This window comes from Actinophytocola sp., from assembly GCF_035762905.1.
GTDB lineage: Bacteria > Actinomycetota > Actinomycetes > Mycobacteriales > Pseudonocardiaceae > DASYTH01.
On record NZ_DASUCC010000095.1, the window covers coordinates 208235 to 232684 of the forward strand.

Annotated in this window: 21 protein-coding genes; 5 read left to right on the plus strand and 16 right to left on the minus strand. The window is 72.7% G+C overall.

The window, feature by feature from the left end:
* The first annotated feature begins 41 nt into the window (after positions 1–41).
* Positions 42–1514, plus strand: a complete 1473-nt coding sequence (locus VFV67_RS19805) for a serine/threonine protein kinase (protein WP_326471970.1) — start codon at positions 42–44, stop codon at positions 1512–1514.
* A gap of 58 nt (positions 1515–1572) precedes the next feature.
* Here VFV67_RS19805 and VFV67_RS19810 read toward each other — a convergent pair whose 3' ends face one another.
* The 5 genes from VFV67_RS19810 to VFV67_RS19830 form a co-directional block, all read right to left on the minus strand.
* A complete protein-coding gene (locus VFV67_RS19810) occupies positions 1573–2523 on the minus strand; it encodes an ATP-dependent DNA ligase (protein ID WP_326471972.1) in 951 nt (316 codons plus the stop codon).
* 9 nt (positions 2524–2532) lie between these two features.
* Complete coding sequence (locus VFV67_RS19815) at positions 2533–3108, minus strand: DUF1349 domain-containing protein (RefSeq protein ID WP_326471974.1); 576 nt, start codon at positions 3106–3108, stop codon at positions 2533–2535.
* The gene (locus tag VFV67_RS19820; protein ID WP_326471975.1) at positions 3074–4066 is read right to left on the minus strand and encodes a YihY/virulence factor BrkB family protein; all 993 of its coding nucleotides are present in this window, start codon (positions 4064–4066) and stop codon (positions 3074–3076) included. Before VFV67_RS19820 ends, VFV67_RS19815 begins: the two co-directional genes overlap by 35 nt.
* Before the next feature lie 99 nt (positions 4067–4165).
* On the minus strand, positions 4166–4333 hold the full coding sequence (locus tag VFV67_RS19825; protein ID WP_326471977.1) for a hypothetical protein: 168 nt from the start codon (positions 4331–4333) through the stop codon (positions 4166–4168).
* 172 nt (positions 4334–4505) lie between these two features.
* Positions 4506–5879, minus strand: coding sequence for an FAD-binding monooxygenase (locus VFV67_RS19830; protein ID WP_326471978.1), 1374 nt, complete (start codon positions 5877–5879; stop codon positions 4506–4508).
* Between the two features lie 144 nt (positions 5880–6023).
* Here VFV67_RS19830 and VFV67_RS19835 point away from each other — a divergent pair, with 144 nt between their 5' ends.
* Entirely contained in the window at positions 6024–8987 is a 2964-nt protein-coding gene (locus VFV67_RS19835; RefSeq protein WP_326471979.1) for a helix-turn-helix transcriptional regulator, read from the plus strand.
* A gap of 4 nt (positions 8988–8991) precedes the next feature.
* Entirely contained in the window at positions 8992–9822 is an 831-nt protein-coding gene (locus tag VFV67_RS19840) for an alpha/beta hydrolase (RefSeq protein WP_326471980.1), read from the plus strand.
* Here VFV67_RS19840 and VFV67_RS19845 read toward each other — a convergent pair.
* From VFV67_RS19845 to VFV67_RS19865, 5 genes are all read right to left on the minus strand, one after another.
* Positions 9809–10234 carry an ATP-binding protein gene (locus VFV67_RS19845; protein ID WP_326471981.1) on the minus strand — a complete coding sequence of 142 codons (426 nt, stop codon included), beginning with the start codon at positions 10232–10234 and terminating at the stop codon, positions 9809–9811. The two genes, VFV67_RS19840 and VFV67_RS19845, sit on opposite strands and share 14 nt — an antisense overlap.
* Before the next feature lie 128 nt (positions 10235–10362).
* Positions 10363–10743: an STAS domain-containing protein gene (locus VFV67_RS19850; protein ID WP_326471983.1), complete on the minus strand. Its 381-nt coding sequence runs from the start codon at positions 10741–10743 to the stop codon at positions 10363–10365.
* A gap of 74 nt (positions 10744–10817) precedes the next feature.
* On the minus strand, positions 10818–12107 hold the full coding sequence (locus tag VFV67_RS19855; RefSeq protein WP_326471984.1) for a sigma-70 family RNA polymerase sigma factor: 1290 nt from the start codon (positions 12105–12107) through the stop codon (positions 10818–10820).
* 113 nt (positions 12108–12220) lie between these two features.
* Positions 12221–12625 carry a hypothetical protein gene (locus VFV67_RS19860; protein WP_326471986.1) on the minus strand — a complete coding sequence of 135 codons (405 nt, stop codon included), beginning with the start codon at positions 12623–12625 and terminating at the stop codon, positions 12221–12223.
* 148 nt (positions 12626–12773) lie between these two features.
* Entirely contained in the window at positions 12774–13949 is a 1176-nt protein-coding gene (locus VFV67_RS19865) for an MFS transporter (RefSeq protein ID WP_326471988.1), read from the minus strand.
* A 325-nt stretch (positions 13950–14274) separates the two neighbouring features.
* Here VFV67_RS19865 and VFV67_RS19870 point away from each other — a divergent pair, with 325 nt between their 5' ends.
* Positions 14275–14430, plus strand: a complete 156-nt coding sequence (locus VFV67_RS19870; protein ID WP_326471990.1) for a hypothetical protein — start codon at positions 14275–14277, stop codon at positions 14428–14430.
* Positions 14431–14478: 48 nt separating this feature from the next.
* Here the strand turns inward: VFV67_RS19870 and VFV67_RS19875 are convergent, their stop codons facing one another.
* Entirely contained in the window at positions 14479–17460 is a 2982-nt protein-coding gene (locus VFV67_RS19875; protein WP_326471992.1) for an AfsR/SARP family transcriptional regulator, read from the minus strand.
* 173 nt (positions 17461–17633) lie between these two features.
* Between VFV67_RS19875 and VFV67_RS19880 the strand changes: the two genes are divergently transcribed.
* Positions 17634–18047 (plus strand): nuclear transport factor 2 family protein, encoded by a 414-nt coding sequence (locus tag VFV67_RS19880; RefSeq protein WP_326471993.1) that lies wholly within the window; start codon positions 17634–17636, stop codon positions 18045–18047.
* A gap of 80 nt (positions 18048–18127) precedes the next feature.
* On the opposite strand, the gene VFV67_RS19885 is transcribed toward VFV67_RS19880, so the two are convergent.
* Genes VFV67_RS19885 through VFV67_RS19905 form a run of 5 tightly spaced genes read right to left on the minus strand, consistent with a single transcriptional unit; the run spans position 18128 to position 24446 of the window.
* Positions 18128–19516 carry a rhamnulokinase family protein gene (locus VFV67_RS19885; protein ID WP_326471995.1) on the minus strand — a complete coding sequence of 463 codons (1389 nt, stop codon included), beginning with the start codon at positions 19514–19516 and terminating at the stop codon, positions 18128–18130.
* Entirely contained in the window at positions 19513–21540 is a 2028-nt protein-coding gene (locus VFV67_RS19890) for a bifunctional aldolase/short-chain dehydrogenase (protein ID WP_326471996.1), read from the minus strand. The genes VFV67_RS19885 and VFV67_RS19890 overlap by 4 nt, the downstream gene beginning before the upstream one ends.
* A gap of 10 nt (positions 21541–21550) precedes the next feature.
* The gene (locus VFV67_RS19895; RefSeq protein WP_326471997.1) at positions 21551–22945 is read right to left on the minus strand and encodes a BNR repeat-containing protein; all 1395 of its coding nucleotides are present in this window, start codon (positions 22943–22945) and stop codon (positions 21551–21553) included.
* A gap of 1 nt (position 22946) precedes the next feature.
* Positions 22947–24113, minus strand: a complete 1167-nt coding sequence (gene rhaI, locus VFV67_RS19900) for an L-rhamnose isomerase (RefSeq protein ID WP_326471999.1) — start codon at positions 24111–24113, stop codon at positions 22947–22949.
* A 15-nt stretch (positions 24114–24128) separates the two neighbouring features.
* Positions 24129–24446 carry an L-rhamnose mutarotase gene (locus VFV67_RS19905; protein WP_326472000.1) on the minus strand — a complete coding sequence of 106 codons (318 nt, stop codon included), beginning with the start codon at positions 24444–24446 and terminating at the stop codon, positions 24129–24131.
* Positions 24447–24450: the final 4 nt, after the last annotated feature.

The window sequence follows — 24450 nt, forward strand, 5'->3', positions numbered from 1 at the left end:
GCGGCGCGTTTCGGTTCGGCCCGCGCGGCAACCCCACAGGGGTGACACAGAACCGGTTGATCGCGCACCGGTACCGCCTGGTCGAACGGCTCGGCGGTGGCGGGATGGGCGTGGTGTGGCGGGCCTACGACGAGCGGCTGCACCGCAAGGTCGCCGTCAAGCAACTGGTGCTCCCGCCCGAGCTCGCCGAATCCGAGACAAGGGACGCCAAGCGCCGGGCCATGCGCGAGGGCCGGATCGCCGCCCGGCTCCAGCATCCGCACTCGATCGCGGTGTTCGACGTGATCGAGGAGGACGGCGAGCCGTACCTGATCATGGAGTACCTGCCGTCCCGGAGCCTGTGGGAGGTGCTGGCCGAACGCGGCGTGTTGCCGCCGGACGAGGCCGCCAAGATCGGCACGCAACTCGCCGCCGCCCTGACCTCGGCACACGCGGCCGGCGTCGTACACCGCGATGTCAAGCCGGGCAACGTGTTGCTCGATCCGGACGGCACCGTGAAGATCACCGACTTCGGCATCTCGCGGGCGGTCGAGGACGTCACGCTGACCGCCACCGGGATGATCGCCGGCACCCCCGCCTACCTGGCCCCCGAGGTGGCCAGGGGCGAGCCGGCGACGTTCGCCTCCGACGTGTACTCGCTCGGCGCCACGCTGTACGCGGCGGTCGAGGGGCGGCCGCCGTTCGGCACCACCGACAACGCGATCGCGCTGCTGCACAAGGTGGCCTCCGGACAGTCCGACCCGCCGGTCCAGGCTGGACCGTTGACCGGCCTGCTCACCCGGATGCTGGACAACGACCCGGCCGCCCGCCCGACCATGGCCGAGGTCGGCACCGAGCTGGCCGACGAGCCCGCCGCACCGGTCCCCGCGGTGGCTCCGCCCGCGCCGCCCACGGTCCGGATGGCTCCCGAGGCCCCCCGGCCCGAGCCGGCGCGGCCCTGGCGCCGCCGGCCGGTGCTCGCGGTCGCCGCCGTCGTGCTGCTCGCGGTGATCGGCGTCGTGCTGGCACTGGTGTCGAACCGGGACACACCGAGCACCGGCACCGCCGCGCCGCCGGCCAGCTCGGCCGGGCCCGCGCCCACCACCGCGCCCACCAGCGAGCCCGCGCCCACGTCCGCCGCGGGGCAACAGCCGGCCGGCACCGTCACCGAGCCGCAGCAGCCACCGGAAACCCGGTCGCCGCAAGAACAACCGCAGACACCGGCCACCCCGCAGGACACGATCACCGACTACTACCGGCTGGTTCCCGGCAACCTGACCGAGGCATGGACCTGGCTGACCCCGAAGTACCAGCGCAGCCCGGCAGGTGGCTGGTCCGGCTACCAGACCTTCTGGGGCCGGATGCGCGGCGTGCAGGCCTCCGAGGTCCAGGCGACCGGGGCGGACACCGTCGAGGCGACGGTGGAGTACCAGGTCCGGGACGGCCGGGTGATCCGCGAACGGCACCGCTACACGCTGATCGACTCCGGCGGCCGGTGGATGATCGACGAGTCCACGGTGCTGAGCAGCGTGTAGCAGTCCGCCTCTCCGGAGATTTACTGCTGTTGTTGCGTTCCAGCGGGAAGTGATGGGCCTAATCTCCGCGGGCGCGGGCGCGGCGCTTGCCTTCGTGCATGGCCTGCACGCGGGCGATCGGGATGGCGTGGCCCTCCTCGAGCAGTTCGGCGCCCAGGCGTTGGGGTTGCGGCATCCGGTCGGCCCACGGGTCGCCGCCGCCGAGCAGATCCACGGCGGTGTGCACGGTGAAGTCGGCCGGACTCACCTGGTCCAGCTCGTCCCAGGGCACCGGGAACGACACCGGCGTGCCCGGCCGCACCCGGGGACTGTAGGCGGCCACCACGGTCGCCCCGCCGGCCCTGGTCGAGTCCAGGAACACCTTGCCGCCGCGGTCCTCCCGGATGAACGCGGTGGTGGCAAGGTCGGGGTCGATGCGCTCGGCGCGGGCGGCGATCGCCCGGGTGGCCGCGGCCGCGTCGTCGGCCGCAGTCTCGGCGGCCAGCGGCACGAACACGTGCAGCCCCTTGGCCCCGCTGGTCTTGGCCACCCCGGAGAGCCCGGAGTCGGCCAGCGCGGCGCGGACCAGGTGCGCGGCCCGCACGGCCTGCCCGAAGGCGGCGCCCTCGGGCGGGTCGATGTCGAGCACCAGATAGGTCGGGTGGGCCCAGTCGCCGGCCGGGACCAGGGTCGGGTGGTACTCCACGGCGCGCTGGTTGGCGAACCACAGCAGGGTTCTGCGGTCGTCGCACAGCGCGTAGGCGACCTCGCGCTTGGAACTCTCCGCCCACAGGGACACGGTGCGCACCCAGTCCGGGGTGTACTTCGGAATGTTCTTCTGCATGAAGGGTTTCTGGCCACGCAACACGCGGATCACCGACAGCGGCCGGCCGGACAGCTCGGGCAGGATCACCGCGCGCACCGCGTCCAGATAGTCCACCAGGTCCCGTTTGGTCGCCCCGGAGCCGTCGAACAACGGCTGGTCGAGGTTGGTCAGCCGAACCTCGTCCCGAACCTCTTCGCTGGCCACGTGATCAGCCTAGGCCTGGGCGAGCCGCAGCGTGGTGAACCGGGCCTCGAAGCCGGACCCCTCGGGGGCGGCGCACATCGGCCCGGCGAGCACCTCGTCCGCGGGCGGCAGATAGGCCATGCGCACCATGGTGACCGGCGCCGCGGCGGTGCGGTAGCGCACGGTCACCGTCTCGCCGTCGCGCTCCAGCTCGACGGTCACCGGGCCGTCGGCGGCCTCGGGCGCCGGCAGCACCGACCAGTCCGAGAAGTCCCTGGTCACCACCGCGCTCATGTGCAGCCCGCCGTCCAGCTCGATCCCGGCCTTGATCCAGTTGCGCTCGTCGATCCGGATCATCAGACCAGCCTGGTCGTACCGGTCGCGGTAGTCGGCGCTGAACGTGGCGGTCATCCGGAAGTCACCGGTGAGCATGCGGCCGAGCACGTGGCCGTCGTCGCGCTCCTGGCCGTTGTGCGTGGTGCGCCAGAAGTCGGTGCCCGGTCCGGAAACCAGCCGCAGCCCGCGCTCGTCGACGTGCCAGTCCGGGGGCGGGTTCAGCCATCGCCAACCGTCACCGCCGAACGCCGCGACCCTGTCCATGCTCATCCTGAAGATCCTGCCGGGGGATTTCGTCCTCGTCCATCGCACGGACGTCGCGCGGCGGCAGGTACGGCTCCTGGTCCGGTGGGGCACCGGCCTCGATCTCCCGGCTCCTGGCCAGCTCCGCGTCGAACTCGACGCCGAGCAGAATGGCCAGGTTGGAGATCCACAGCCAGATCAGGAACACCACCACGCCGGCCAGCGAGCCATAGGTCTTGTTGTACGAGGCGAAGTTCGCGACGTAGAACGCGAACCCCCCGGAGGCGAGCAGCCACAGCAGGACGGCCAGCACGCTTCCCGGGGTCAGCCAGCGGAAGCCGGGGTGGCGCACGTTGGGCGCGGCCCAGTAGAGCAGCGCGATGGCCAGGCTGACCAGCAGCGCCAACACCGGCCACTTGGCCACGTTCCAGACCGTGAGGCCGACCGAGCCGATGCCGAGCCACTGACCCACCTGGTCGGCGATCGAACCGGTGAGCACCACACTGACCGCGCACAGGCCCGCGAGGATCAGCAGCCCCACCGTCAGCACCAGGCGCAGCGGCAGCGTCTTCCACAGCGGCCGGCCCTCGGCAACCTCGTAGACCGCGTTCGACGCGCGGATGAACGCGCCCACGTAGGCCGACGCGCCCCACACCGCGGCCAACAGACCGAACAACGCCACCCAGCCGGCCACCCCGCGCGAGCTGTCCAGCTCGCGCAGCGCGCCGAGCATGAGCTCCCGCGCCTGGCCCGGCGCGAAGGACTGGACGTTGTCGACCAGCGCCTGGATCGCCGAGGGGCCGACCACACCCAGCAGCGCGGTGAGCACCACGATCGCCGGGAAGATCGACAGGATGGCGTAGTAGGTGAGCGCGGCGGACCAGTCGGTCAGGTTGTCCTTCTGGAACTCCTTGACCGTGCGCTTGAGCACCTCCCACCAGGCGCGTGGGGGGAGGTCGGTCGGTCCACGGGCACGTCGACTCATGGATCGGGCGTACCCCACCGGGACCGGGCCAATCGGGGCGGGCCGGGTGGAATGGGTCGCGAGCCGGGCGCCTGGGGGGACCACCCGGCCCGCGACCTCTTACCCAGCGTGGTCGGACGCCGGGAGTCCGGTGAGCGGGATGGTGAACCAGTGCCGGTGCAGGCACTGGGTGCGCACGTGCTCGAGCGGGCCGTCGGTGCTCGGGAGCACGAACCGGTCGACGATCTCGGCGACCGTGCCGCACTCGGGGCAGGTGGTGAACGTCATGGCTGGTCCGCCTCCCCGGATTCAACCCTTGTCGTCACGTTGGGTCGGCACCGCCGATTTCGGCGGTTTCCGGTGGCCGAGTGGCGTCCCGTTCCCCTTAGGTGCGGTTGGCAGCTGCTCGGCTCAGACAGGCGCCGCGCGCAGCGGCGACCTGAGGTCGACCCAACGGGCGTCATGACCGGACCACCTCATGGACCGGCGGGGCGGTGTGCCGGGTCGCGGGCCGGCCGAACCGGCCGAGCGCCGGGGTGATGACGCTCGGCCGGAACAGCGCGGGCGGGCGATCGATCATGTTCAACACCCGCAGTACCGCCGCGTTGACCGTCGGGTCGACGGCCGCCGCGGCGAACACCCGGTCCCGGTAGCGGTGACCGAACCGGGTGCCGATGCTGGACTTCGCACCCTCGGTGCCGGGATAGCGCAGATCCTCCCCCGCGGCCATCGGCCACACGCCATCCGCCACCTTCGCCACCGCGCGCTGGATCCGCCGGGAGTCCGATGGGGACCCCGCCGATGCGCGCAGCGCCGAGACGAGCGCCGCAACCTGCAGGGCCGCCACCATCGTGCCCTGCCCGTGAACCGGATTGAACGCGCACAGGCTGTCCCCGACGACCAGCAGCCGGCCGGGCATCCCGCGCAGCGTCTCGTAGTGCCGCCGCTGGTTGGCCGTCCCCCGGTGGGCCCGCACCGGCGAGACCGGCTCGGCGGTGGCGATCGCGTCGTGCAGCACCGGGTCGCGCAGGCTTGCCGCGAACGCCACGAACCCGGGACCGTCGGTCGGCGGGTGGTCCCGGCCGCCGCCGGCCAGGGTGACCGCCCACCGGTCACCCTCGATCGGAACCAGCGTGCCGGCCCGCAGCTGTCGGGGCGGGGCGGCCGGCAGGAAGATCGCCTTCCAGTCGGCGCCGGCGCCGCTCGGCGTGGCGTAGTAGCGGGTCGCACAACCGAGGTCGGCGTCCACCGTGATCTCCTTCGGCCGCGGCCGGCCGAGCGCGGCCAGCCAGCCGGGCAAGCCGGAGTCGCGTCCGCCGGCGTCCACCACGAGGTCCGCGTGCAGCTCGAAGATGGCACCGGTGCGCCGGGACCTGGCCGTGACGGCGGTTGCGTCACCGGTGCGGTCCAGTCGCAGGCCGACCGCGTCCAGCTCGGCCACCAGGTTGATCCGCCCGGCCCGCAGGACGCGGGCCCGCAGCAGCCACTCGATCAGCGGCCGGCTGGCCGACAGCGTCCGGGCCGAGGCCGGGAACCGCTCGGACCAGTGACCGGGCGGGGTGAGCCAGAGTGCGTCCGTGGGCAGGTGCAGCGGCCGCGCACCGGCGGCGCGCAGCTCTCGCTCGAACCCGGGCAGCAGCCGCTCGACGGCGGGCAGGCCGGTGACCCACAACCCGGGCAGGTGCCCGTGCGGCACGCCGGCGCGAAACCGCGGCCCGGCCGGCAACCGATCCCGGTCGATCACGGTCACGTCGGCGAAGTGGTCGTGCAGCGCCAGCGCGGTGAGCAGGCCCGCCATGCTCGCGCCGATCACCACTGCGTGGTCGCGGCTCATCAGATCCCCTCGTTCCTCCCCCGGACCAAGCCTGCGACCCGACGCACCGTCGAGGTATCCGGCAACCACCTCAGAACTCTTGTAGGTATGCCCTAATTCATCGCTTGGGCGGGCTTAGGGCACGGACGGCGACGAGGTAGGCACATGACGTGCGCTGTGGACGGTTATCCGGTCGCCTGCCCTCGGCCGGACCTGGTCGGGCGGGACGACGAACTGATCAGGCTGCGGGCGGTACTGGACCGGACCCTGGCCGGCGAACCCGGGTTGTGCCTGATCGCGGGCGAGGCCGGGGTGGGCAAGACCCGGCTGCTAGCCGAGCTGGCCCGGCTGGCCGAGCAGCGCGGCGCCCGCGTGTTGACCGGCGGATGCCTGCCCCTTGCCGCGGCGGAGCTGCCGTTCGCCCCGGTGATCGAGGCGCTGCGGGGGGACGAGAGCGGGCTCGACCTGGTTCCGGTCGGCTCGCCCGGTGCCACCGCGCAGCACCGGATGTTCGAGCTGTTCCTCGGCACGCTCGGCCGGCTGGCCCGGCGGCAGCCGGTGGTGCTGGCCGTCGAGGACCTGCACTGGGCCGACCGGTCCACGCTCGACCTGATCGCGTTCCTGGCCAGGAACCTGCGTGCCGAGCGGGTGCTGCTGGTGCTGACCTGCCGCGACCACGATCTGGACGGCGCCAGCGACGGCGCCCGCGACGTGGTCCGCCGGCTGCCGGAGCTGCTGCGGCTGCGCGACGCGGAGCGGATCGACCTGGACCGCCTGACCCGGGCGCAGACCACCGAGCAGCTGGTCAACCTGCTCGGCACCGAACCGGATCCGGCCTTCGTGGACACGGTGTTCTCCCGCTCGGAGGGCAACCCGCTGGTGACCGAGGCGCTGGCCCGCTCGCCCGGCGGCGACCCGGTGCCCGCGTCGCTGCGCGACTTCGTGCTCGGCCGGCTGGCCGCGTTGCCGGCCGAGGCCGCCGTCCTGCTGCGGGTGGCCGCGATCGCCGGCCGCAGGGTGCGCCACGAGCTGCTGGCCGCGCTGTCCGGGCTGCCCGAGCCCGAGATGTTCGCGGCGCTGCGGCACGCGGTCGAGGCGAATGTGCTGGCCTCCGGTGCCGACGGGGTGAGCTACGCGTTCCGGCACGCGCTGATCCGCGAGGTGATCTACGAACGGATCCTGCCGGCCGAGCGGCGGATGCTGCACGCCCGGCTGGCCACCGCCCTCGAGGACAGCCCGACGCTGCGCGCGGCGGACCGGGCCGCGCACACCGCCGAGGTCGCCTACCACTGGCACGCCGCCGACGACCACGTGCGGGCGCTGCCGGCCGCGGTGCGGGCCGGGTTCGACGCGTTCGACCGCAACGGGTTCGCCGAGGCGCTGCGCCACCTGCGCCGCGCGCTGGACGCCTGGCAGCGGATCGGCCACCCGGTCGAGCTGGGCGGTGAGCTGGCCGGCACCGACCGGGCCGCGGTGGAGACCCGGGCCGCCGACGCCGCGCACCTGCTCGGCGAGGACGACCAGGCCGTGGCGCTTGCGCACGACGCGCTGCGCCGGTTCTCCCACGAACACGACCCGCGGCGCGCGGCCGAGCTGTGGAACCGGATCGGCCAGTTCCACTACGCCGCCGGGCACCGGGAGGCGGCGGCCGCCGCGTTCGACACGGCGCTGCTCGTGCTGCCGGCCTGCTCGGCGACGCCGGAGGCGGCCCGGGCGATGGCTGGGCTGGCCAAGATCCACGTCGCCTGGTCCGACCTGGACGCGGGGCAGCGGCTGGCCGAGCGCGCGATCGCCGCGGCCGAGACGGCCGGCGACCGCCGGGTGGAGGCCAGGGCCCGCAACGTGCTCGGCCTCGCCCTGGCGCACCGCGGCGAGCTGGCGGTCGGGCTGGCCGAGCTGGAACGGTCGCTACGGCTGGCCCGCGAGCTGGTCGAGCCGGACGACGTCTACTTCGGCTACATCAACACCGGCTACGTCCTTGGTCTCGCCGCCCGGTACACCGACGCCGCCCGGCTGTCCCTCGAGGGCTACCGGGAGATGCGCCGGCTCGGCCTTGAACGGCAGAACGGCTGTCACCTGCAGGCCAACGCGGCCGGCAACCTGCTGTCCGCGGGTCAGCTCGGCGCGGCCGCCGAGCTGCTCGCCAAGGCCGAGGGCCACGGCACCCGGGGGGCCCGGGCGTTCCCGGTATTGATCTACCAGGCCCGCCGGCAGATCTGGCAGGGCGAGCTGGACGGCGCCCGGCGCCGGCTGGCGCAGGCCGGCCGGCTGGTCGAGCGCGGCGCGGTGATCTCCTGGCACCGCTGGTACCTGGAGCTGGTGGCCGAGCTGGCGATGTGGGACGGCGAGCCGGAGCGGGCCAGGGCGGCGGTGCGCGATGGCCTGCGGGTGCTGGCCGGGACCGACGAGGAACGGTTCGCCGGTCCGCTGGTCGAGCTCGGCCTGCGGGCCGAGGCCGACCTGGCCGAGCGGGCCAGGGCGGTGCGCGACGAGCAACTCGCCGCCGCGGCCGGGCGCGCGGCCGACGAGCTGCTTGAGCTGGTGCGCGGGTTCCGGCGCGACCCGCTCGACCCGGCCGACGCGACCGTCCCGGAGGGTGCCGCGGCCGCGCACACCGCGCGCGCCGAGCTGGCCCGGGTGCACGGCGCGGCGGATCCGACGGTCTGGCTCACCGCCGCCGAGTCCTGGTCCACGCTCGGCAAGGCGTATCCGGCGGCCTACTGCACGTTCCGCGCGGCCGAGGCGCGGCTGACCGCGCCCGGCGGTCCGGCCGCGGCCGGAGCCGAGCTGCTGCGCCGGGCGCACGCGGCGGCCGCGCGGCTCGAGGCGCACCCGTTGCGCGCGGAGTGCGAGCGGCTGGCCACCTGGCACCGGGTGATCCTGCACGCCAAGCCGGCCGAGTCGCCCGGCCCGGCCGGTCAGGGGACGCTGGCCACGCTGACCGCGCGCGAGCGGGAGATCCTGGCGCTGATCACCGCCGGGGCCACCAACCGGGAGATCGCCACCGACCTGGTGATCAGCCCGAAGACGGCGAGCGTGCACGTGTCCAACATCCTGCGCAAGCTGGGGGTGTCCAGCCGGACCGACGCCGCCCGGATCGGTCACCGCGGCGGTGTGGGGCGAGACTGAGCGGGTGCCGCGCGGATTGGCCTACGGGCTGGGTGGACTGCTGCTCGTCGTCGCGCTGCTGCTGACCCTGTTCTATCTTTTCCAGCGCCGGTTGATCTATCTGCCGGCCACCGCGGCGCCGCCGCCGGCCGGCTCGGTGCTGCCCGGCGCGAGCGACGTGAGCTTCGAGACGGCGGACGGGTTGCGGTTGGCGGCCTGGTTCGTGCCGGCCGGGGCGCCGGAGCGTGGGCTGACGGTCCTGGTGGCGCCGGGCAACGCGGGTGACCGCTCGCTGCGGGCGCCGCTCGCCGATGCGTTGCGCCGGCACGGTTACTCCGTGCTGCTGGTCGACTATCGCGGCTACGGCGGCAACCCGGGCGCGCCCACCGAATCCGGACTGGCGCTGGACATCCGCGCGGCGCGGGACTTCCTGCTGGCGGAGAAGGGAGTCCGGGCCGAGGAGCTGATCTGCTTCGGGGAGAGCCTGGGGGCGGCGGTGATCGCCGGACTGGCGGCCGAGCGACCGTGTGCCGGGGTGCTGCTCCGCTCACCGTTCGCCGACCTCGCCTCGGTCGGCTCGGTGCACTACCCGTTCCTGCCGGTGCGGGCGTTGCTCAAGGACGAGTTCCCGGTCGCGGAGACGGTCCGCCACGTGCGGGCACCGACCGTGGTGGTGCTCGGCACCGCGGACTCGATCGTGCCGCCGGAGCAGAGCCGGCAGGTTGCCGCCGCGGCGGCCGGGCTGACCGAGGTCGTCGAGGTGGCCGGAGCCGAGCACAACGACCTGGCCCTGCTGGCCGGCGCGGACCTGATCGGAGCGGTCGACCGGCTGGCCGAGCTGATCACGCGGCGGTGAGCCGGTCCTTGTCCCCGCTCGGGTCGAACAGCTCGGCCCAGACGGTCTTGCCGGTCCGGGTGCGCCGCGCCCCCCAGCTCCGGCACAGTTCCTCGACCATCCGCAGCCCGCGACCCCGGTAGCTGTCCGGTGGTGGTCGGCGCAGGATGGGCATCCTGGTCGAGGAGTCGTCCACTTCGATCCGCAGGCCGTCCCGCCCGGCCGGCTCGATCCGGACCTGACCGGGCATCGATCCGTGCTCGTACGCGTTCGCGATCAACTCGGTGCAGATCAACTGGAGGTCGTAGCCGGCCTCCTCGCCGAGCCCGCGCAGGTGAGTTCTGATCCATCTGCGCAGCTCCGCCGTCGGCGGGACCTGCGCGTCGCACAGGTCGAGGCAGAGTGCCTTGTCGTTGTCGACACTGGCCGTCATAGGTCCCGCCGTCCTCTCTGTTGAAGACGCCAGCATTGCGTCGGCGAAGGCCTACCCGGAAAGATTCGGCGCAAAACGGCGCGGCGAGCGTGGCTCAGCCCATCTGTTAGCGGCGCCCGCGTGGGCCGCTACTCGGACCCGACCGCCGCATCGATCCGGTCGTAGATGGCGAGCATCCGATCCAGGCCGGTCAGCTCGATCGTCCGGTGCACCGCGTGGTTGCCCCTGGTGAAGACGATGCGCAGCGACTTGCCGGTCCGCCGGGCCATCGCGTCGCCCTCGGCCAGCACGGCCAGGCCGGTCGACCCCATGAAGCTCACCCCGGTCAGGTCGATCACGACCAGGTGGCCGGTCCGGTCGAGGGCGTCCTGGACGGCCTCCTGCAGGCGCGGCGCGGTCACGATGTCGATCTCCCCGGTCACCCCGACGACGACCGCACCGCCCACATGACGACTGTCGACGGTGAGCTGGTCCTCGGGTGCCGGGTGATCGAACCGCGAGTCGCGCACGGCGGCACCGTACCGCGCGATATATCCACCGGCCCAGATATCACGGGAGAACGGTTCGGTATCAACAGCGGCGCTTACTCGATCTCTTCGCCGGGCTCCACCGGCGGGTTGTTCCGTGCGGCTTTCCGGGCCGCCTTGGCCTCCGCCCGCGCCGCTTTCTCCGCCGCCTTGTCGGCCTGTCGCTGCTCCTTGGCGGCCGCCCTGTCCTCCTGGTTGGTACCGGCCTGCGCCGGCGCCTCCGGATCGGGCGTTGCCGAGGTGGATTCCGGCGCCGACGGCCCGGTCGACTCGGTCGGACCCGCCGGGGGCGCCTCGCCGGTCCCGGCGGACCTGTCCGGCCGGTCCGACCCGGTGGTCGGGGTGCGCTCCGGCCGGGGCCGTTCGGCGACCGGGGCGGACACCGACGGCCGGTCCGGGACCGATGCGGGCGGGGGCGGCAGCACCGTGGTGACCGCGGCCGCGGTGGCCAGCGCGGTCCCGGCGACGACGGCCTTCATCGCCGACACGTAGCCAACCGAGGTCTGGACGACGGCACCGGCCAGCACCCCGCCGGAGGTGGCCAGCGAACCGGCGGCCGGGGTGAGGTAGGCGAGGGCGAACGGGGCGCCGAGCACCACCGGGCCGATGATCCCGCGCAGTTCGTCGTTGATCCGGGACAGCCGGTTGGCCAGCCGCCGGCAGTCCGCGCACCCGTTCAGGTGTGCGGTGATCCGCCGCCGTTTCGGGGCGGCGATGCCGCGGCGCACCCAGCCGGCCAGTTGGGTGGCGACCGCCCGGCACTCGCGGCGGTCCACGCTCGGCAGGTACTGCTGCAGGTAGGCCTGGCGCAGCCCTTCCCTGGCGCGGTAGGCCAGGGCGGCGGCGCTGTTCGGGGTCAAGCCGAGCATCGGCGCCACCTCGGCCGGGCTGTCGCCCTCGATCTCGGTGTGCCACAACACCGTGCGCCATCGCTCGGGCAGGCTGGCGAACGCGTTCGCGGCGACCTCGGCGTGCAACCGGTCGCTCGTCGGGTCGTTCCGCGGGCTCAGCCGCCGCTCGTCCGGCACCCCGCCGTAGAGCATGACGTCCACCCCGGCGCGGTTGGCGTTGATCGCCGCGTTGCGCATGGTGACCAGCAGGTACGGCCGGAACTCCTCGCTCGGCCCGCGGCCGTTGCGGACCACCCGCAGCACTCTGGTGAACGCCTCGGCGACCAGGTCCTCGCGCTCGGCGGCGGTCCCGGCCAGCGAGGTGGCCGCCCGGCGCGCCGCGCCGAGGTGACGTTCGTAGAGGAGTCCGTACGCCGCCGTGTCTCCCGAGCGGACGGCGGCGATGAGCGCCGCGTCGCTGGGTACACCGGCCGTCTCTTCGAGGGCCTCGGTCACCACCACACCTCTCGGGAGGGTTTGCCCGCCGTCGGTACGTTATCTGCATCGCAGGCAGGCGCCGGCGGTAACGCCGGGACCCAAAGGGTGACGCACGTCACAGTCAGCGGCGGTTAGCCAGCCAGGTGCTCGGTGACGGTAGGTAGTGGAATCTCGGCCCAGACGGTCGTCCGGTCATCGTGCCGGTTTTCGCCGCGAGCGCTGGTGATCCGGTCCAGAATGCCGGTCCGCGAGTCGACCTGAGTGTCCAGTGCCCGGTCCTGATGGTGGTCGACCTCGATGCGCAGCCGCGATTCGCCGGTGCCGATCAGGAACTGGAGCCGCAGGGTGATCGGCGGATCCCCGTACCGGAAGGAGTCGCTGGCCAGCATCACGGTCACCAGCACGACGTCGGCAACCACGGGCTCGCCCACGCCGGACAGGAACAGGCGCACATGCTGGCGCACCCTTCCCAGATCGAGCGCGCCCTCGATCAGCAGCGAGATGGCCTGGTCGCCACTGGGCCGGCCGTCACTCAACGTTACCTCCGCTCGCTGCTGAACGGCGCAGATCACACGACGGGTACCCCGCTCAACCGACGACCAAACCCCCTGGTGTGCGGCGACTATTGACAACCCGCCAGCCCGGCCGTTAGCTCGATCTTGGGGACGGGGCGTGCTGACCAGACTACGGAGGGTCGTTCCATGGGGCGGACCGGGTGTGGCCGCGCAGGCGAACCAGCGGCAGGATGGCGGCCACCTGAAGGGCCGTGGTCACCCAGAGCACGCCGGTCACCGGCAGCACGCAGCCGAGCGCCCCGCCAAGCAGCCCGCCGACCGGGAGCGTGGCCCACACCAGGAACCGGTTCGACGCGCTCACCGCACCGAGCATCCCGGGCGGGCTGGCCAACTGGCCGGTGGTGAGCTGCGCCAGGTTGTACCGGGTGGCGCCGTAGCTGGACACGGCCATGCCGAGACAGACCAGGGTCAGGGCGCCCGGGCCGGCGGCCAGCGGCACCAGCGCGCCCAGCGCCTGGGTCCACACCAGCAGCCACCACAGGTTCGCCGGCGCGACCCGGCCCGGCCCCAGCGCGGCGAGCACCCCGCCGGCCCCGCTCGCCGCGGTCGCGATGCCGATCTCGGTCGGCCCGAACCCCAGCTCGAGCAGGAAGATCACCAGCACCGCGGCCCGTGCGGACAGGGCCACGTTCACCCCCGCGGTGCACAGCGCCAGTCCGCGCATGGTCGGCGTACCGACCGCGCACCGCAGGCCCCGGCCGGTGTCGGCCCAGACCGACCGCCACGGTCGCGCCTCCGGCGGCGGCTCCCGGTGCCGGATCCGGCCGAGCAGCACGGCGGACACCGCGTAGCCCAGCGCCACCCCGGCCGTGGTCGCGGCCGCCCCGACCAGTGCCGCGGCGCCGCCCGCCGCGACCGGCGCGCCCACCGAGGTCGCCGACGACACCCCCTGCAGACCGCCGTTGGCCGGTCCGAGCCGGTGCCGCCCGACCAGTTGCGTCAGGTAGGCCAGCGCGGCGACGTCGAAGAACACGCTCGCGCAGCCGATCAGCGCGACCAGCACGATCAGCGCGCCGACCCCGAGCAGGCCGGCCCACCAGAGCAGGAGCAGCACGGCGCCCAGCCCCATCCGGAGCAGGTCCATCGCGATCATCGTGCGGCGCTTGCGGACCCGGTCCACGACCGCGCCGGCCGGCAGTCCGATGACGACGAACGCGATCGTCTGGGCGGCGAGCAGTACCCCGACCTCGAACGGCGTGGCGCCGAGCGCGGTGACCGCGAGCAGCGGCACGGCGGTGCGTCCCACCCCGGCGCCGAAGGATCCGGCCGCGGTGGCCCCCAGCAAGAAATTCCGGTCGACAACCGATCTCGTCGAAAGCGTTATTGCGAACTGGATATCGCCACCACCGGAACGCTTGGATTCGATGGTTCCCAAATCGCTGACGCGTTCCATTCGCATACCTCTGGTGAAGCTCAACGCGCCTGTTCGCGGCCGTGCGCATACCCTTGACCCAGCCGCTATCACCAGGTTATCGCGAGATTACCGCGCCGCGCTGACCAGGATAATTAGCCAAATAAGCGCTGCGATATAGCGGCAATGCGACCGGTTCATAGCGTCGTGACCGAGCACTCGAAAAGAGTTTGAGAGCCACAGAAATGGAGAGGTCACGATGCGCGCAGTTCGGACGATCGCCGTTGGTATTGTCGCCGCTGTCACCATCATCGCCGGCCCCGCACTGGTCGCCGGCACCACCGCGAGCGCTGCCCCGGGTCAGGCCAGCAGCGGTGCCATCACCTCGGGTATGGCCGACTTTCCGTGGGTGTGACCGGGTTCCGGCCGCTCTCGCCAGCCCGCCAAGGGCGCGAGCGGTCGGTCATCTGGCCAGCTTCGAGTCGGTGAGCGTGGCGAGCAGCCGGCGCGCCTCGCTCTCCAACTCCGCCGCCCGGCGCTGACCGAACAGCGAAGCGGCGTGCTCCGCCAGCTCGATCGCCCCGGCCTGGTCGCCCTGGTCGGCCAGCAACGGAGCCAGATCCAGCCGTACCCGGGCCGCCCCGACGTGGTCCATGATCCGCTCCCGCACGCCGATCGCCGCCAGCATCAGCTGCCGTGCCTCGGCCCGGCGACCGAGCCGGACCCGCACCAGGCCCAACGTGTGCAGCACCATCCCCTCGCCCATCAGATCGTCCAGGTCGCGGACCAGATCCAACACCGTCCCGAGGACGAGATCGGCCTCCTCGAACCGCCGCTGCCGCATCAGGTTGTCCCCGAGTCGGAACAGCACCTGGGCCTCGACCCGGCGACTGCCGGCGTCCCGGCACATCGCCAGCGCCTCGCCGAACTGGTCGGTGGCGCGCTGGTAGTCACCGCGCTCCGAGGAGATCTGACCGAGCCTGCTGAGCACGTAGGCCTGGCCGACGGTGTCGCCGAGCTCGCCGAACCCGTCGAATGCGGCGGTGTAGTTGGTGGCCGCGCTGTCGATGTCGCCCTGCAGCTTGTAGCCGACGGCCATGTTCCGCCGTACGGTCGCCAGGCCGAGAACGTCGCCCAGTTCCTCGAACTGCCGCAGGGCCGGCTCCAGCATGGCCAGTGCCTCGGCCGGCCGGCGGCGGAAGAGGTACAGCGAGCTCAGCGAGCAGAGCACCGCCGCCTCGCCGCGCTTGTTTCCGGCCAACCGGACCGCCTCAAGGGCGCGCTCGTGCGTCAGTTCCCACTCGTTGCCGTAGCCGCCCACCTCGAACAGGGTCACCAGGCAAATTGCCAGGTCCCAGGCCAGCTCGGCGAGACCCTCGTCGGCGGCCTGCTTGACCGCCGCAACCAGGTTCACGCACTCCGCCTCCAGCCAGCGCATCGAGGCACCCGCCGACACGCCGGCATCGCCAGGCGGGTACCACCGCCGCGCGGAGCCGCTCAGCACCGTGTGCTCCGTGCCGTACAGCTCGGCCCGGGCCCGCTCGGCGTTCGCCAGCCAGCCGCCGAGCACCCGCTCGACGGCCTCGGCGCGGACCGCCGTGCTCTCCCGTTCGGCCAGCTCCTCGCGGGCGAACAGCCGGATGATCGCGTGCAGCCCGTAACGTGGCTCGCCGTCCAGGTCCGGGCCGATCACGTCGAGCAGCTGCATGTCCACCAGCCGCTCCAACTGGGCGGCGACCACGGCCGGCTCGTCGTCCAGCAGCGCCGCGGCCGCCCAGGTCGGGAAGCTGCCCTCGGTCAGCGCGCCGAGCATCCGGAACAACAAGGCGTCGCGCGGCTCCAGGCCCTCGTAGGTCAACCGCAGGCTGGCCCGCACCATCAGATCACCGTGGGTCAGCTCGTCCAGCCGGCGCCGCTCGTCGGCCAACCGACCGACCATCGAGGCCAGCGACCAGTGCGGCCGGGCGGCCAGCCGGGCGGCCACGATCCGCAGCGCCAGCGGCAGCCCGCCGACCATCCGCACCAGCGCCATCGCCGCGGTGGACTCGTTGCCGACCCGCTGCGCGCCGACCACGTTGCCCAACAGCTCCATCGCCTTGTCCGCAGCCAGCAGGCCGACGTCGAGCAGCCGCGCGCCGGGGATCTCGGTCAGCCGCATCCGGCTGGTCACGATCACCGCGCAGCTCCCGCTGCCGGGCAGCAGCGGCATCACCTCGCGCACCGCGGCCACATCGTCGAGCACCACCAGCATCTGCCGTCCGGCCATCAGGCTGCGGTACATCTCGGCCCGCTCGTCCAGCCCGTCCGGGATTGCCGAACCGAGGATGCCGAGGGCGCGCAGGAACCGGCCAAGCGCGTCGGCCGCGGACACCGGCTCGTGGTGCGCGCCGGCCAGGTTGCAGTACAGCTGGCCGTCGAGGAACCGGCGCTGCGCCAACCGATGCGCCACGTGCACGGCCAGCGCGCTCTTGCCGATGCCGGCCTTGCCGGTGATCAGCACGACCCGCATCGCCGGCGACCGGTCGGCCGGGTCCGCCCCGTCCAGCAACGCCGCCTCGGCCGCGGCGACCAGCTCCTCGCGGCCGGTGAAGTCCACGATGTCGGCCGGCAGCTGATGCGGACCGGCCGGGGAACGCACCTGGAGGTGCGCCGGGGAATCCTGCGCCTCCACCTGCAAGCTGTGGTCCTCGGCCAGGATCAGCGCCTCCAGGTTGCGCAGCTCCTCCCCCGGCTCCAACCCCAGCTCGTCCACCATGATCCGCCAGCCGGCCCGGTACACCTCCAGCGCCTCGGCCGGCCGGCCGGACCGGTACAGCGCCAGCATCAGCTGGCCGCGCAGCCGCTCCCGCAGCGGCTGCTCGCTGACCAGACTGCCCAGCTCGCCGATCAGCAGGTGATGCCGGCCCAGCCGCAGCTCGAGATCGATGCACGTCTCCAGCGCGGTGAGCTTGGCCTCCTCCAACCGCACCGCCGCGCTGCCCAGCACCGACCCGGTCGCGCCGCCCAGCGCCGGGCCCCGCCACAGCGCCACCGCCTTACGCAGCAACACCACCGCGTCCTCGACCAGACCCTCCCGCTCGGCCGCGGCCGCCTCGGCCAGCAGCCGGGAGAACAGCTGACTGTCCAGCTGACCGTCGGCCACCCGTAACAGGTAGCCCGGTGCGCGGGTCTCGATCGGCTGGTCCACCCCGAGCCCGGCGAACGTCTGACGCAGCGCCGACACGCAGATCTGCACCTGGGTACGGGCGGTGGCCGGCGGCTTCTCGTCCCACACCACGTCGATCAACCGGTCGATGCTGACCACCCGGTTCGGCTCAAGCAGCAGCGCACCCAGGATCACCGGCTGCCGGCCAGGCGGGATCCGCACCGGTGCCTCGGCGCTGGTCACCTCGATCGGACCGAGGATCTTGAACTGCACGCCGTCGGTGGACCTCGCCACGTCCATCTTCAGACCTCCGCCAACCCGGCCCCACGCAGGATTATCTCCGCGCGGGCCGCGAGCGTTCCTTCGCCTGGCCTAAAACTGACCGGCAGATGGCGCCCCCGGCACGATAACGCCGCCATAGCGGCGCCGGTCACCATGGGATACATCCCGGCTACGAACTGGATGGTTCGCCCATGACGACACACGAAACGCCCACCCTGTGGCGGCCGGAGAACGTACTGGCCGCGACCGCGGCGGACAGCGTCCGGCTCAGCTACTACTACCTCGACGGCGGCGACGTCGATGGCTATTGCTCGCTGTTCGCCAACGAGGCCGTGTTGCGCGCGCCCGGCACCGAGCCGGTCGCCGGCCGCCGCGAGTTGGAGCGGATCGAGACCACCCGGCGCACCACCAGGTTTGTTCGGCACGCGGTCCGCGACGTATTCGGCTCCGGCCGCCGGGTGGCCGCCGTGGGCCGGCTGCGCACCCTGCTCGGCCCGGAACCCGACGTCGACTTCGTCGACGTGTTCACCGTCGCCGACGACGGCCTGCTCGCCGACCGCACCACGTTTCTTTTCACCCCAGCGCAGTCGCACGATCACCCCTAGCAACCTACGACGCTAGGGGCGCGTACACCAGGCACCACCGTCACCAATTGCCGTCCGGCCACCATTTGTCCCGCCCTCGGTTAACGGAGCTCAATTCCGATCCGCGCCGCCGCCGAGCGCCAATCCCCCGTCGCCGCCCGCGGCTGATAACCCGCGGACGCCGGCGTCACCATCGCCTCCCGGCCGGCCACCCGGGCCTGCACCAGAATGTTGCCGATCGCGGTGGCCTCCACCGGCCCGGCGTGCACCGGCAGCCCGCACGCGTCGGCGGTGAGTTGGCAGAGCAGAGCATTGCGGGCGCCCCCGCCGACCAGGTGGACGCGTTCCACCGGGTGGCCGGCGAGCCGGGCGGCGGTGTGCACCGCGTCGGCATGGGCGGCGGCGAGCGAGTCCAGGACGGTGCGCACCACGGCGGCGGGCGTACCGGGAACGGGCTGGCCGGTCTCCCGGCAGCGGGTGGCGATCCGCGCGGGGATGTCGCCGGGCGCGAGGAAGATCTCGTCGTTGGGGTCGATCACGCTGCGCAGGGCGGGTTCCGCGGCGGCGGCGGCGAGCAGGTCGGGCAGCGCCGCGTCCCAGGTTCGCAGCGACTCGCTGAGCAGCCACAGGCCCATGGTGTTGCGCAGGAACCGGGTCGATCCGTCCACTGCGGACTCGTTGGTGAAGTTGGCCGCCCGGGCGGCCGGGGTCAGGACCGGGGCGGGCAGCCGCAGGCCGACCAGCGACCAGGTGCCGCACGAGATGTAGGCGAACTTCTCGTCGGGGGCCGGCACCGCCATGACCGCCGACGCGGTGTCGTGCGAGCCGACCGCCACCACCGCGGTGCCGGAACCGGTGTGGCCGACCAGCGCACCGGGCCGGCGCAGCGCGGGCAGCAGCGAAGGCGGGATTCCGGTGCGGGACAGCAGGTCCGCCGACCAGTTCCGGGTGGTGGCGTCGAGCAGGCCGGTGGTCGAGGCGTTGGTCAGCTCGGCACCGGTGGCGCCGGTGAGCCAGTAGCCGACCAGGTCCGGCAGCAGCAGCATGGTGTGCCCGGCCAGGCGCTGCGGCGGCTCGGACATCAGCTGGTAGATCGTGTTGAACGGCAGGTACTGCAGGCCGTTGATCCGGTACAGGGTCTCGTCGTCGACCAGCGTCCGGAGCCGCTCGGCCATGCCCGCGGTGCGCGGGTCGCGGTAACAGCGCACCTCGCCGTCCAGCCGGCCGTCGCCGTCGATCAGCCCGTAGTCCACCGCCCACGAGTCGATCCCGATCGAGACCGGTTGCGGGGCGAGGGAAAGCCCGTGCCGGACCTCGCGCATCAGCGCCTCGACGTCCCAGCGCAGCCCGCCGCCCGGCATCGGCACCGGGCCGTTGGCGAACCGGTGCAGCTCGGTCAGGGCGACGGTGCCGCCGGCCGTGCCGTCGACTTCGCCCAGCATCACCCGCCCGCTGGTCGCGCCGAGATCGACGGCGACGAACCCGGTCATCGCAGGAACGCGGCGGCAACGCCGGCGTCGACCGGGATGTGCAGGCCGGTGGTCTGGGACAGCTCGCCACCGGTCAGCGCGAACACCGCGGCGGCAACGTGTTCCGGCAGCACCTCACGGCCGAGCAGGGTCCGCGCCGCGTAGAACTCGCCGAGCTTGTTCTCCGGCACCCCGTACACCGCGGCCCGCTGTGCCCCCCAGCCGCCGGCGAAGATCCCGGAGTCGCGCACCACGGCGTCCGGGTTGATGCCGTTGACCCGGATGCCGTGCTCGCCCAGTTCCGCGGCGAGCAGCCGCACCTGGTGCGCCTGGTCGGCCTTGGTCGCCCCGTACGCGACGTTGTTCGGGCCGGCGAACACCGCGTTCTTGCTGCTGATGTAGACGATGTCGCCGCCCATCCGCTGCTCGATCATCACCCGGGCGGCCTCCCGTGACACCAGGAACGAGCCGCGCGCCATCACCGCGTGCTGCCGGTCCCAGTCCTCGGTCGTGGTGTCCAGCAACGGTTTCGACACCGACAACCCGGCGTTGTTGACCACCAGGTCCAGGCCGCCGAAGGCGAGACAGGCCGCCCGCACCGCGCCGGCCACCGCGGCCTCGTCGGTCACGTCCGCCGCGACCGCGACCCCGCCGATCTCGCCGGCCACGGTGGCCGCTGCGGCGCCATCCAGGTCGGCGACCACCACGCAGGCCCCCTCGGCGGCCAGCCGGCGGACGGTGGCCCGACCGATGCCGGAGCCGCCGCCGGTCACCAGCGCGATCCTGGTGGCCAGCGGTCTTGCCGCCGGCATCCGGCGCAGCTTCGCCTCTTCCAGTTCCCAGTACTCGATCCGGAACTTCTCCGCCTCGCCGATCGGCTCGTACTGCGACACCGACTCGGCGCCGCGCATCACGTTGATCGCATTGAGGTAGAACTCGCCGGCCACCCGCGCGGTCTGCGCGTCCCGCCCGAAGCTGAACATGCCCACCCCGGGCACCAGCACGATGGCCGGGTCGGCGCCGCGCATCGACGGCGAGTCCGCGGTCGCGTGCCGCCGGTAGTACGCCGCGTACTCGGCCCGGTAGTCCGCGTGCAGCTCGGCCACCCGCGCGATCACCTCCGGCAGTGCGGCGGTGCCCGGCAGGTCGACCACCAGCGGCCGGACCTTGGTGCGCAGGAAGTGGTCCGGGCACGAGGTGCCGAGCGCGGCCAGCCGCGGATGCTCGGCCCGGGCCAGGAAGTCCAGCACCTCCGGGCCGTCGGTGAACTGCCCGACCACCCGGCTGTCGGTGGACGCCAACCCGCGCAGGACCGGGAACAGCGCCGCCGCCCGGGCCCGGCGGTCCACTTCGGACAGTGCGGCGTACCCGGGCAGCACCGGACCGAACGGATCCGGCCGGCCGTGCTCGGCGAGGTAGCGCTCCGCGGTCCGGATGATCTCCAACGAGTTGGCCGCGCACTCGGCACTGGTCGCACCCCACGCGGTGATCCCGTGCCCGCCGAGCACGCAGCCGATCGCGTCCGGGTTCTCCCGGTGCAGTGCCGCGATGTCCAGGCCAAGCTGGAAACCCGGGCGGCGCCACGGCACCCAACCCACCCGGTCGCCGAACACCTTGCGGGTCAACTCCTCCCCGTCGACCGCCGTGGCCAGCGCGATCCCCGAGTCCGGGTGCAGATGGTCCACATGCGACACATCGAGCAGCCCGTGCATGGCCGTGTCGATGCTGGGTGCCGCGCCGCCCCGGCCGTGCAGGCAGTAGTCCAGCGCGGCCACCATCTCGTCCTCCCGGTGCGGCCCCGGATACACCGCGGGCAGCGCGCGCAGCCGGTCCATCCGCAGCACGGCCAGTCCGGCCTCGGTGAGCGTGCCGAGATCGCCGCCCGATCCCTTGACCCACATCAGCTCGACCTCGGCGCCGGTCGCCGGGTCGGTCGCGACGCCCTTGGCCGACGCGTTCCCGCCGGCGTAGTTGGTGTTGCGCCGGTCCGCGCCGAGCAGGTGCGCGCGCTGCAGCAGTTCGGCGACGGCCGGATGGCTGGTCATCGGTCTCCTCTCAGCCGAGCCGGAAGTCGGCGACCCGGATCGGCGACGGCGTGGTCCCGGTGGAGCGTTGCTGGTAGAGCACGGACAGCACGCCCTCCCCGGCCAGCCGCGCGTAGTCGACGGTCACCTCGCCGAAGGCGTTGTTCGCCGGCCGGTCGAACACCGTGGCCCAGTCGGTCCAGTTGCTCGCCCGGGACGCGGCCACGATCCGGCCGAACGGCAGGATCAGGTAGGCGTTGTCGTTGCGGTCGAAGACGATCCGGGTGCGGCCGGTGGAGTTCAGCGGCACCGGGATCTCCCGCTTGGTCCACGTGCCGTTGGAGTTGCGGAACACGTGGAACGCCCGGCCCCACCGGGTCCGGTCGGCCGCGTAGCCGGTGACGCACTGGGTGAACCGGCCGGGCACGTAGCTGATCACCACGTGCGGCGTGCCGGTCGAGTCCACCGCCTGGCTCTCCTGGTTCATCAGGCCGTGGTTGGGATCCAGCGGATCCACCACCAGGCTCGGCGACACCGCCACCGCGGACCCGCCGGTGCTGCCGGCGACCGCCCCGGCCGGGGTGCGCCAGGTGCGGCCCCGGTCGTCGCTGTAGACGTAGCCGGTGTCGTGGTTGGTCAGCCCGCCTGCGTTGCACAGCACGCCGGCGTTGCCCTCGCGCCAGGTGAATGCCGCGTGCAGCCGGCCGCCCGGCCCGTAGGTCAGCCCGTGCAGGTACATGTTCCGGGTGGTGCTGGTGACACCGTTTGGCGCCCGGTAGGAGCCGGTGGCCGAGGACCACCGGCCGAGCCGGCGCCAGGCGGTTCCGTCGTACTCGGCCAGTTCGTTGGTGCCGTTGCCGGATCCGCCGGTGCGGTAGCTGAGCTGCAGCCGGTTCTCCGGCGTGCGGACGAACTGCGGGTAGGTGATGGAACCGAGCGCTAGCCCGTCCAGATTGCGTTGCACCGCACCGAACCGGGCCGCGGTCCAGGTCCGCGACGCCGGCGCGGACACCAGCCCGGCCTCGGACTTGACGTAGAACACCGTGGTGTTGTGGGTGTCCATGGCCACGTGCAGCCGGCCGTCGGTTGGCGAGATGCCCAGCGAGATCACGTTGTGCGAGTCGTTGGTGGACAACCGGTGCGGCAGCACCACCCGCTCCCACGCCCCGGCCGGCAGCGCCCGCCGGGCGATCACGGCGCTGCGGTCGGCGGTGTACCAGGCGGCGTACTGGTACCCGGCGTGGCTGACGATCGCGTCCTGCTGGAAGGACTGGTTGTTGACCAGGCCGTCGAACGAGACGAAGTACAGCGCGGTCGGGTCGAGCTGGGTGTCGGCGAGCAGCGTCACCGGCGGCGCGACGGCGGCGGCCGGCGCCGGGACCGCCAGCGCGACGCAGGCGGCCAGCAGCAGGGTGATCGGTCGCATGTCAGGCCCCCCAGCCAGCCGCCGCTCCGCCGGTGCGTTCGGCCCGGATCTTGTCGAAGTGCCCGGAGCGCCGGTAGGCGCCGATCGGGTCGGGGTCGATGCCCATGTCCTCACGCAGTCCCGCGAGCAGTGGGCGTACGTCGGTGCCGAACGCGTCCATCAGCACGGCGTTCGCGCCGAGCACGTCCCCGGTGCGCTGCGCCGCGCACAGCGCCTCCGCGTCCACCAGCAGCGCCTTGGCGGTCGCCTCCTGCACGTTGAGCACCGACCGGATCAGCGCCGGGATCTTCGGCTCGATGTTGTGGCACTGGTCGAGCATGAACGCGATCCCGGCGGCCGGCTCCAGCCCGCCACCCAGCACGATCTCGGTCATGATCCGGAACAGCTGGAACGGGTCCGCCGCGCCGACCATCAGGTCGTCGTCGGCGTAGAACCGCGAGTTGAAATGGAACCCGCCGAGCTTGGCCCGGCCGAGCAGGAACGCCACGATGAACTCGATGTTCGTGCCCGGGGCGTGGTGCCCGGTGTCGACCAGCACCTTCGCCCGCTCACCGAGATCCACGCAGTGCGCGTAGCTGGTGCCCCAGTCCGGCACGTCCATCGTGTAGAAGGCGGGCTCGAACAGTTTGTACTCCAGGAGCATCCGCTGGTCGGCGCCGAGCCGCTCGTACACCGTGCCGAGCGCCTCGGCCAGCCGCGCCTGCCGGTCGCGGATCGAGTCCTGACCCGGATAGTTGGTGCCGTCGGCGAACCACAGGGACAGGTCGGCCGATCCGGTGGCGTCCATGATGTCGACGCATTGGAGCAGGTGGTCCAGGGCCTTGCGGCGCACCGCCGGGTCCGGGTTGCACACGCTGCCCAGCCGGTAGTCGTCCTCCTGGAACACGTTCGGGTTGATCGCGCCGAGGCCGATCCCCTGGTTACGGGCGTGCGCGGCCAGGTCGGCGTAGTCGTCGACGGCGTCCCACGGGATGTGCAGCGCCACCGTGGGTGCCACCCCGGTGAACCGGTGGACGGTGGCCGCGTCGTCGACCTTCTCGTAGGCGTTGCGCGGAATCCCCTCTTGGGCGAACACCTTGAACCGGGTCCCGGAGTTCCCGTAGGCCCACGAGGGCGTCTCGATGTGCTGGGCGCGCAGTGCGGCCAGCACGGCGGCGTGGTCGGCCATCTGTCCTCCTGATGATCAATCGAGGTGGAACACCTCCGCCAGTGGGACGATCCCCTCGTCCGGCGCTCCGGGCAAACCTTCGAAGAACGGCGCCATCTCCGCCTGCCACCGAGCGTTGACCTCCTTCGCGGCCATGCCGGCGAGCGCGGCCTCGAAGTCCTCGGTCTCGAAGTATCCGACCAGCAGGCCGTCCGGCCGGAGATACAGCGAGTAGTTGCGCCATCCGGTCTCCCGTAGCGCCTCGAGCATCTCCGGCCAGACGTGGGCATGCCGGCGCCGGTACTCCTCGAGGTGCTCGGCGCGCACCTTCAGCAGGAAGCAGATCCGGCGCATGGCG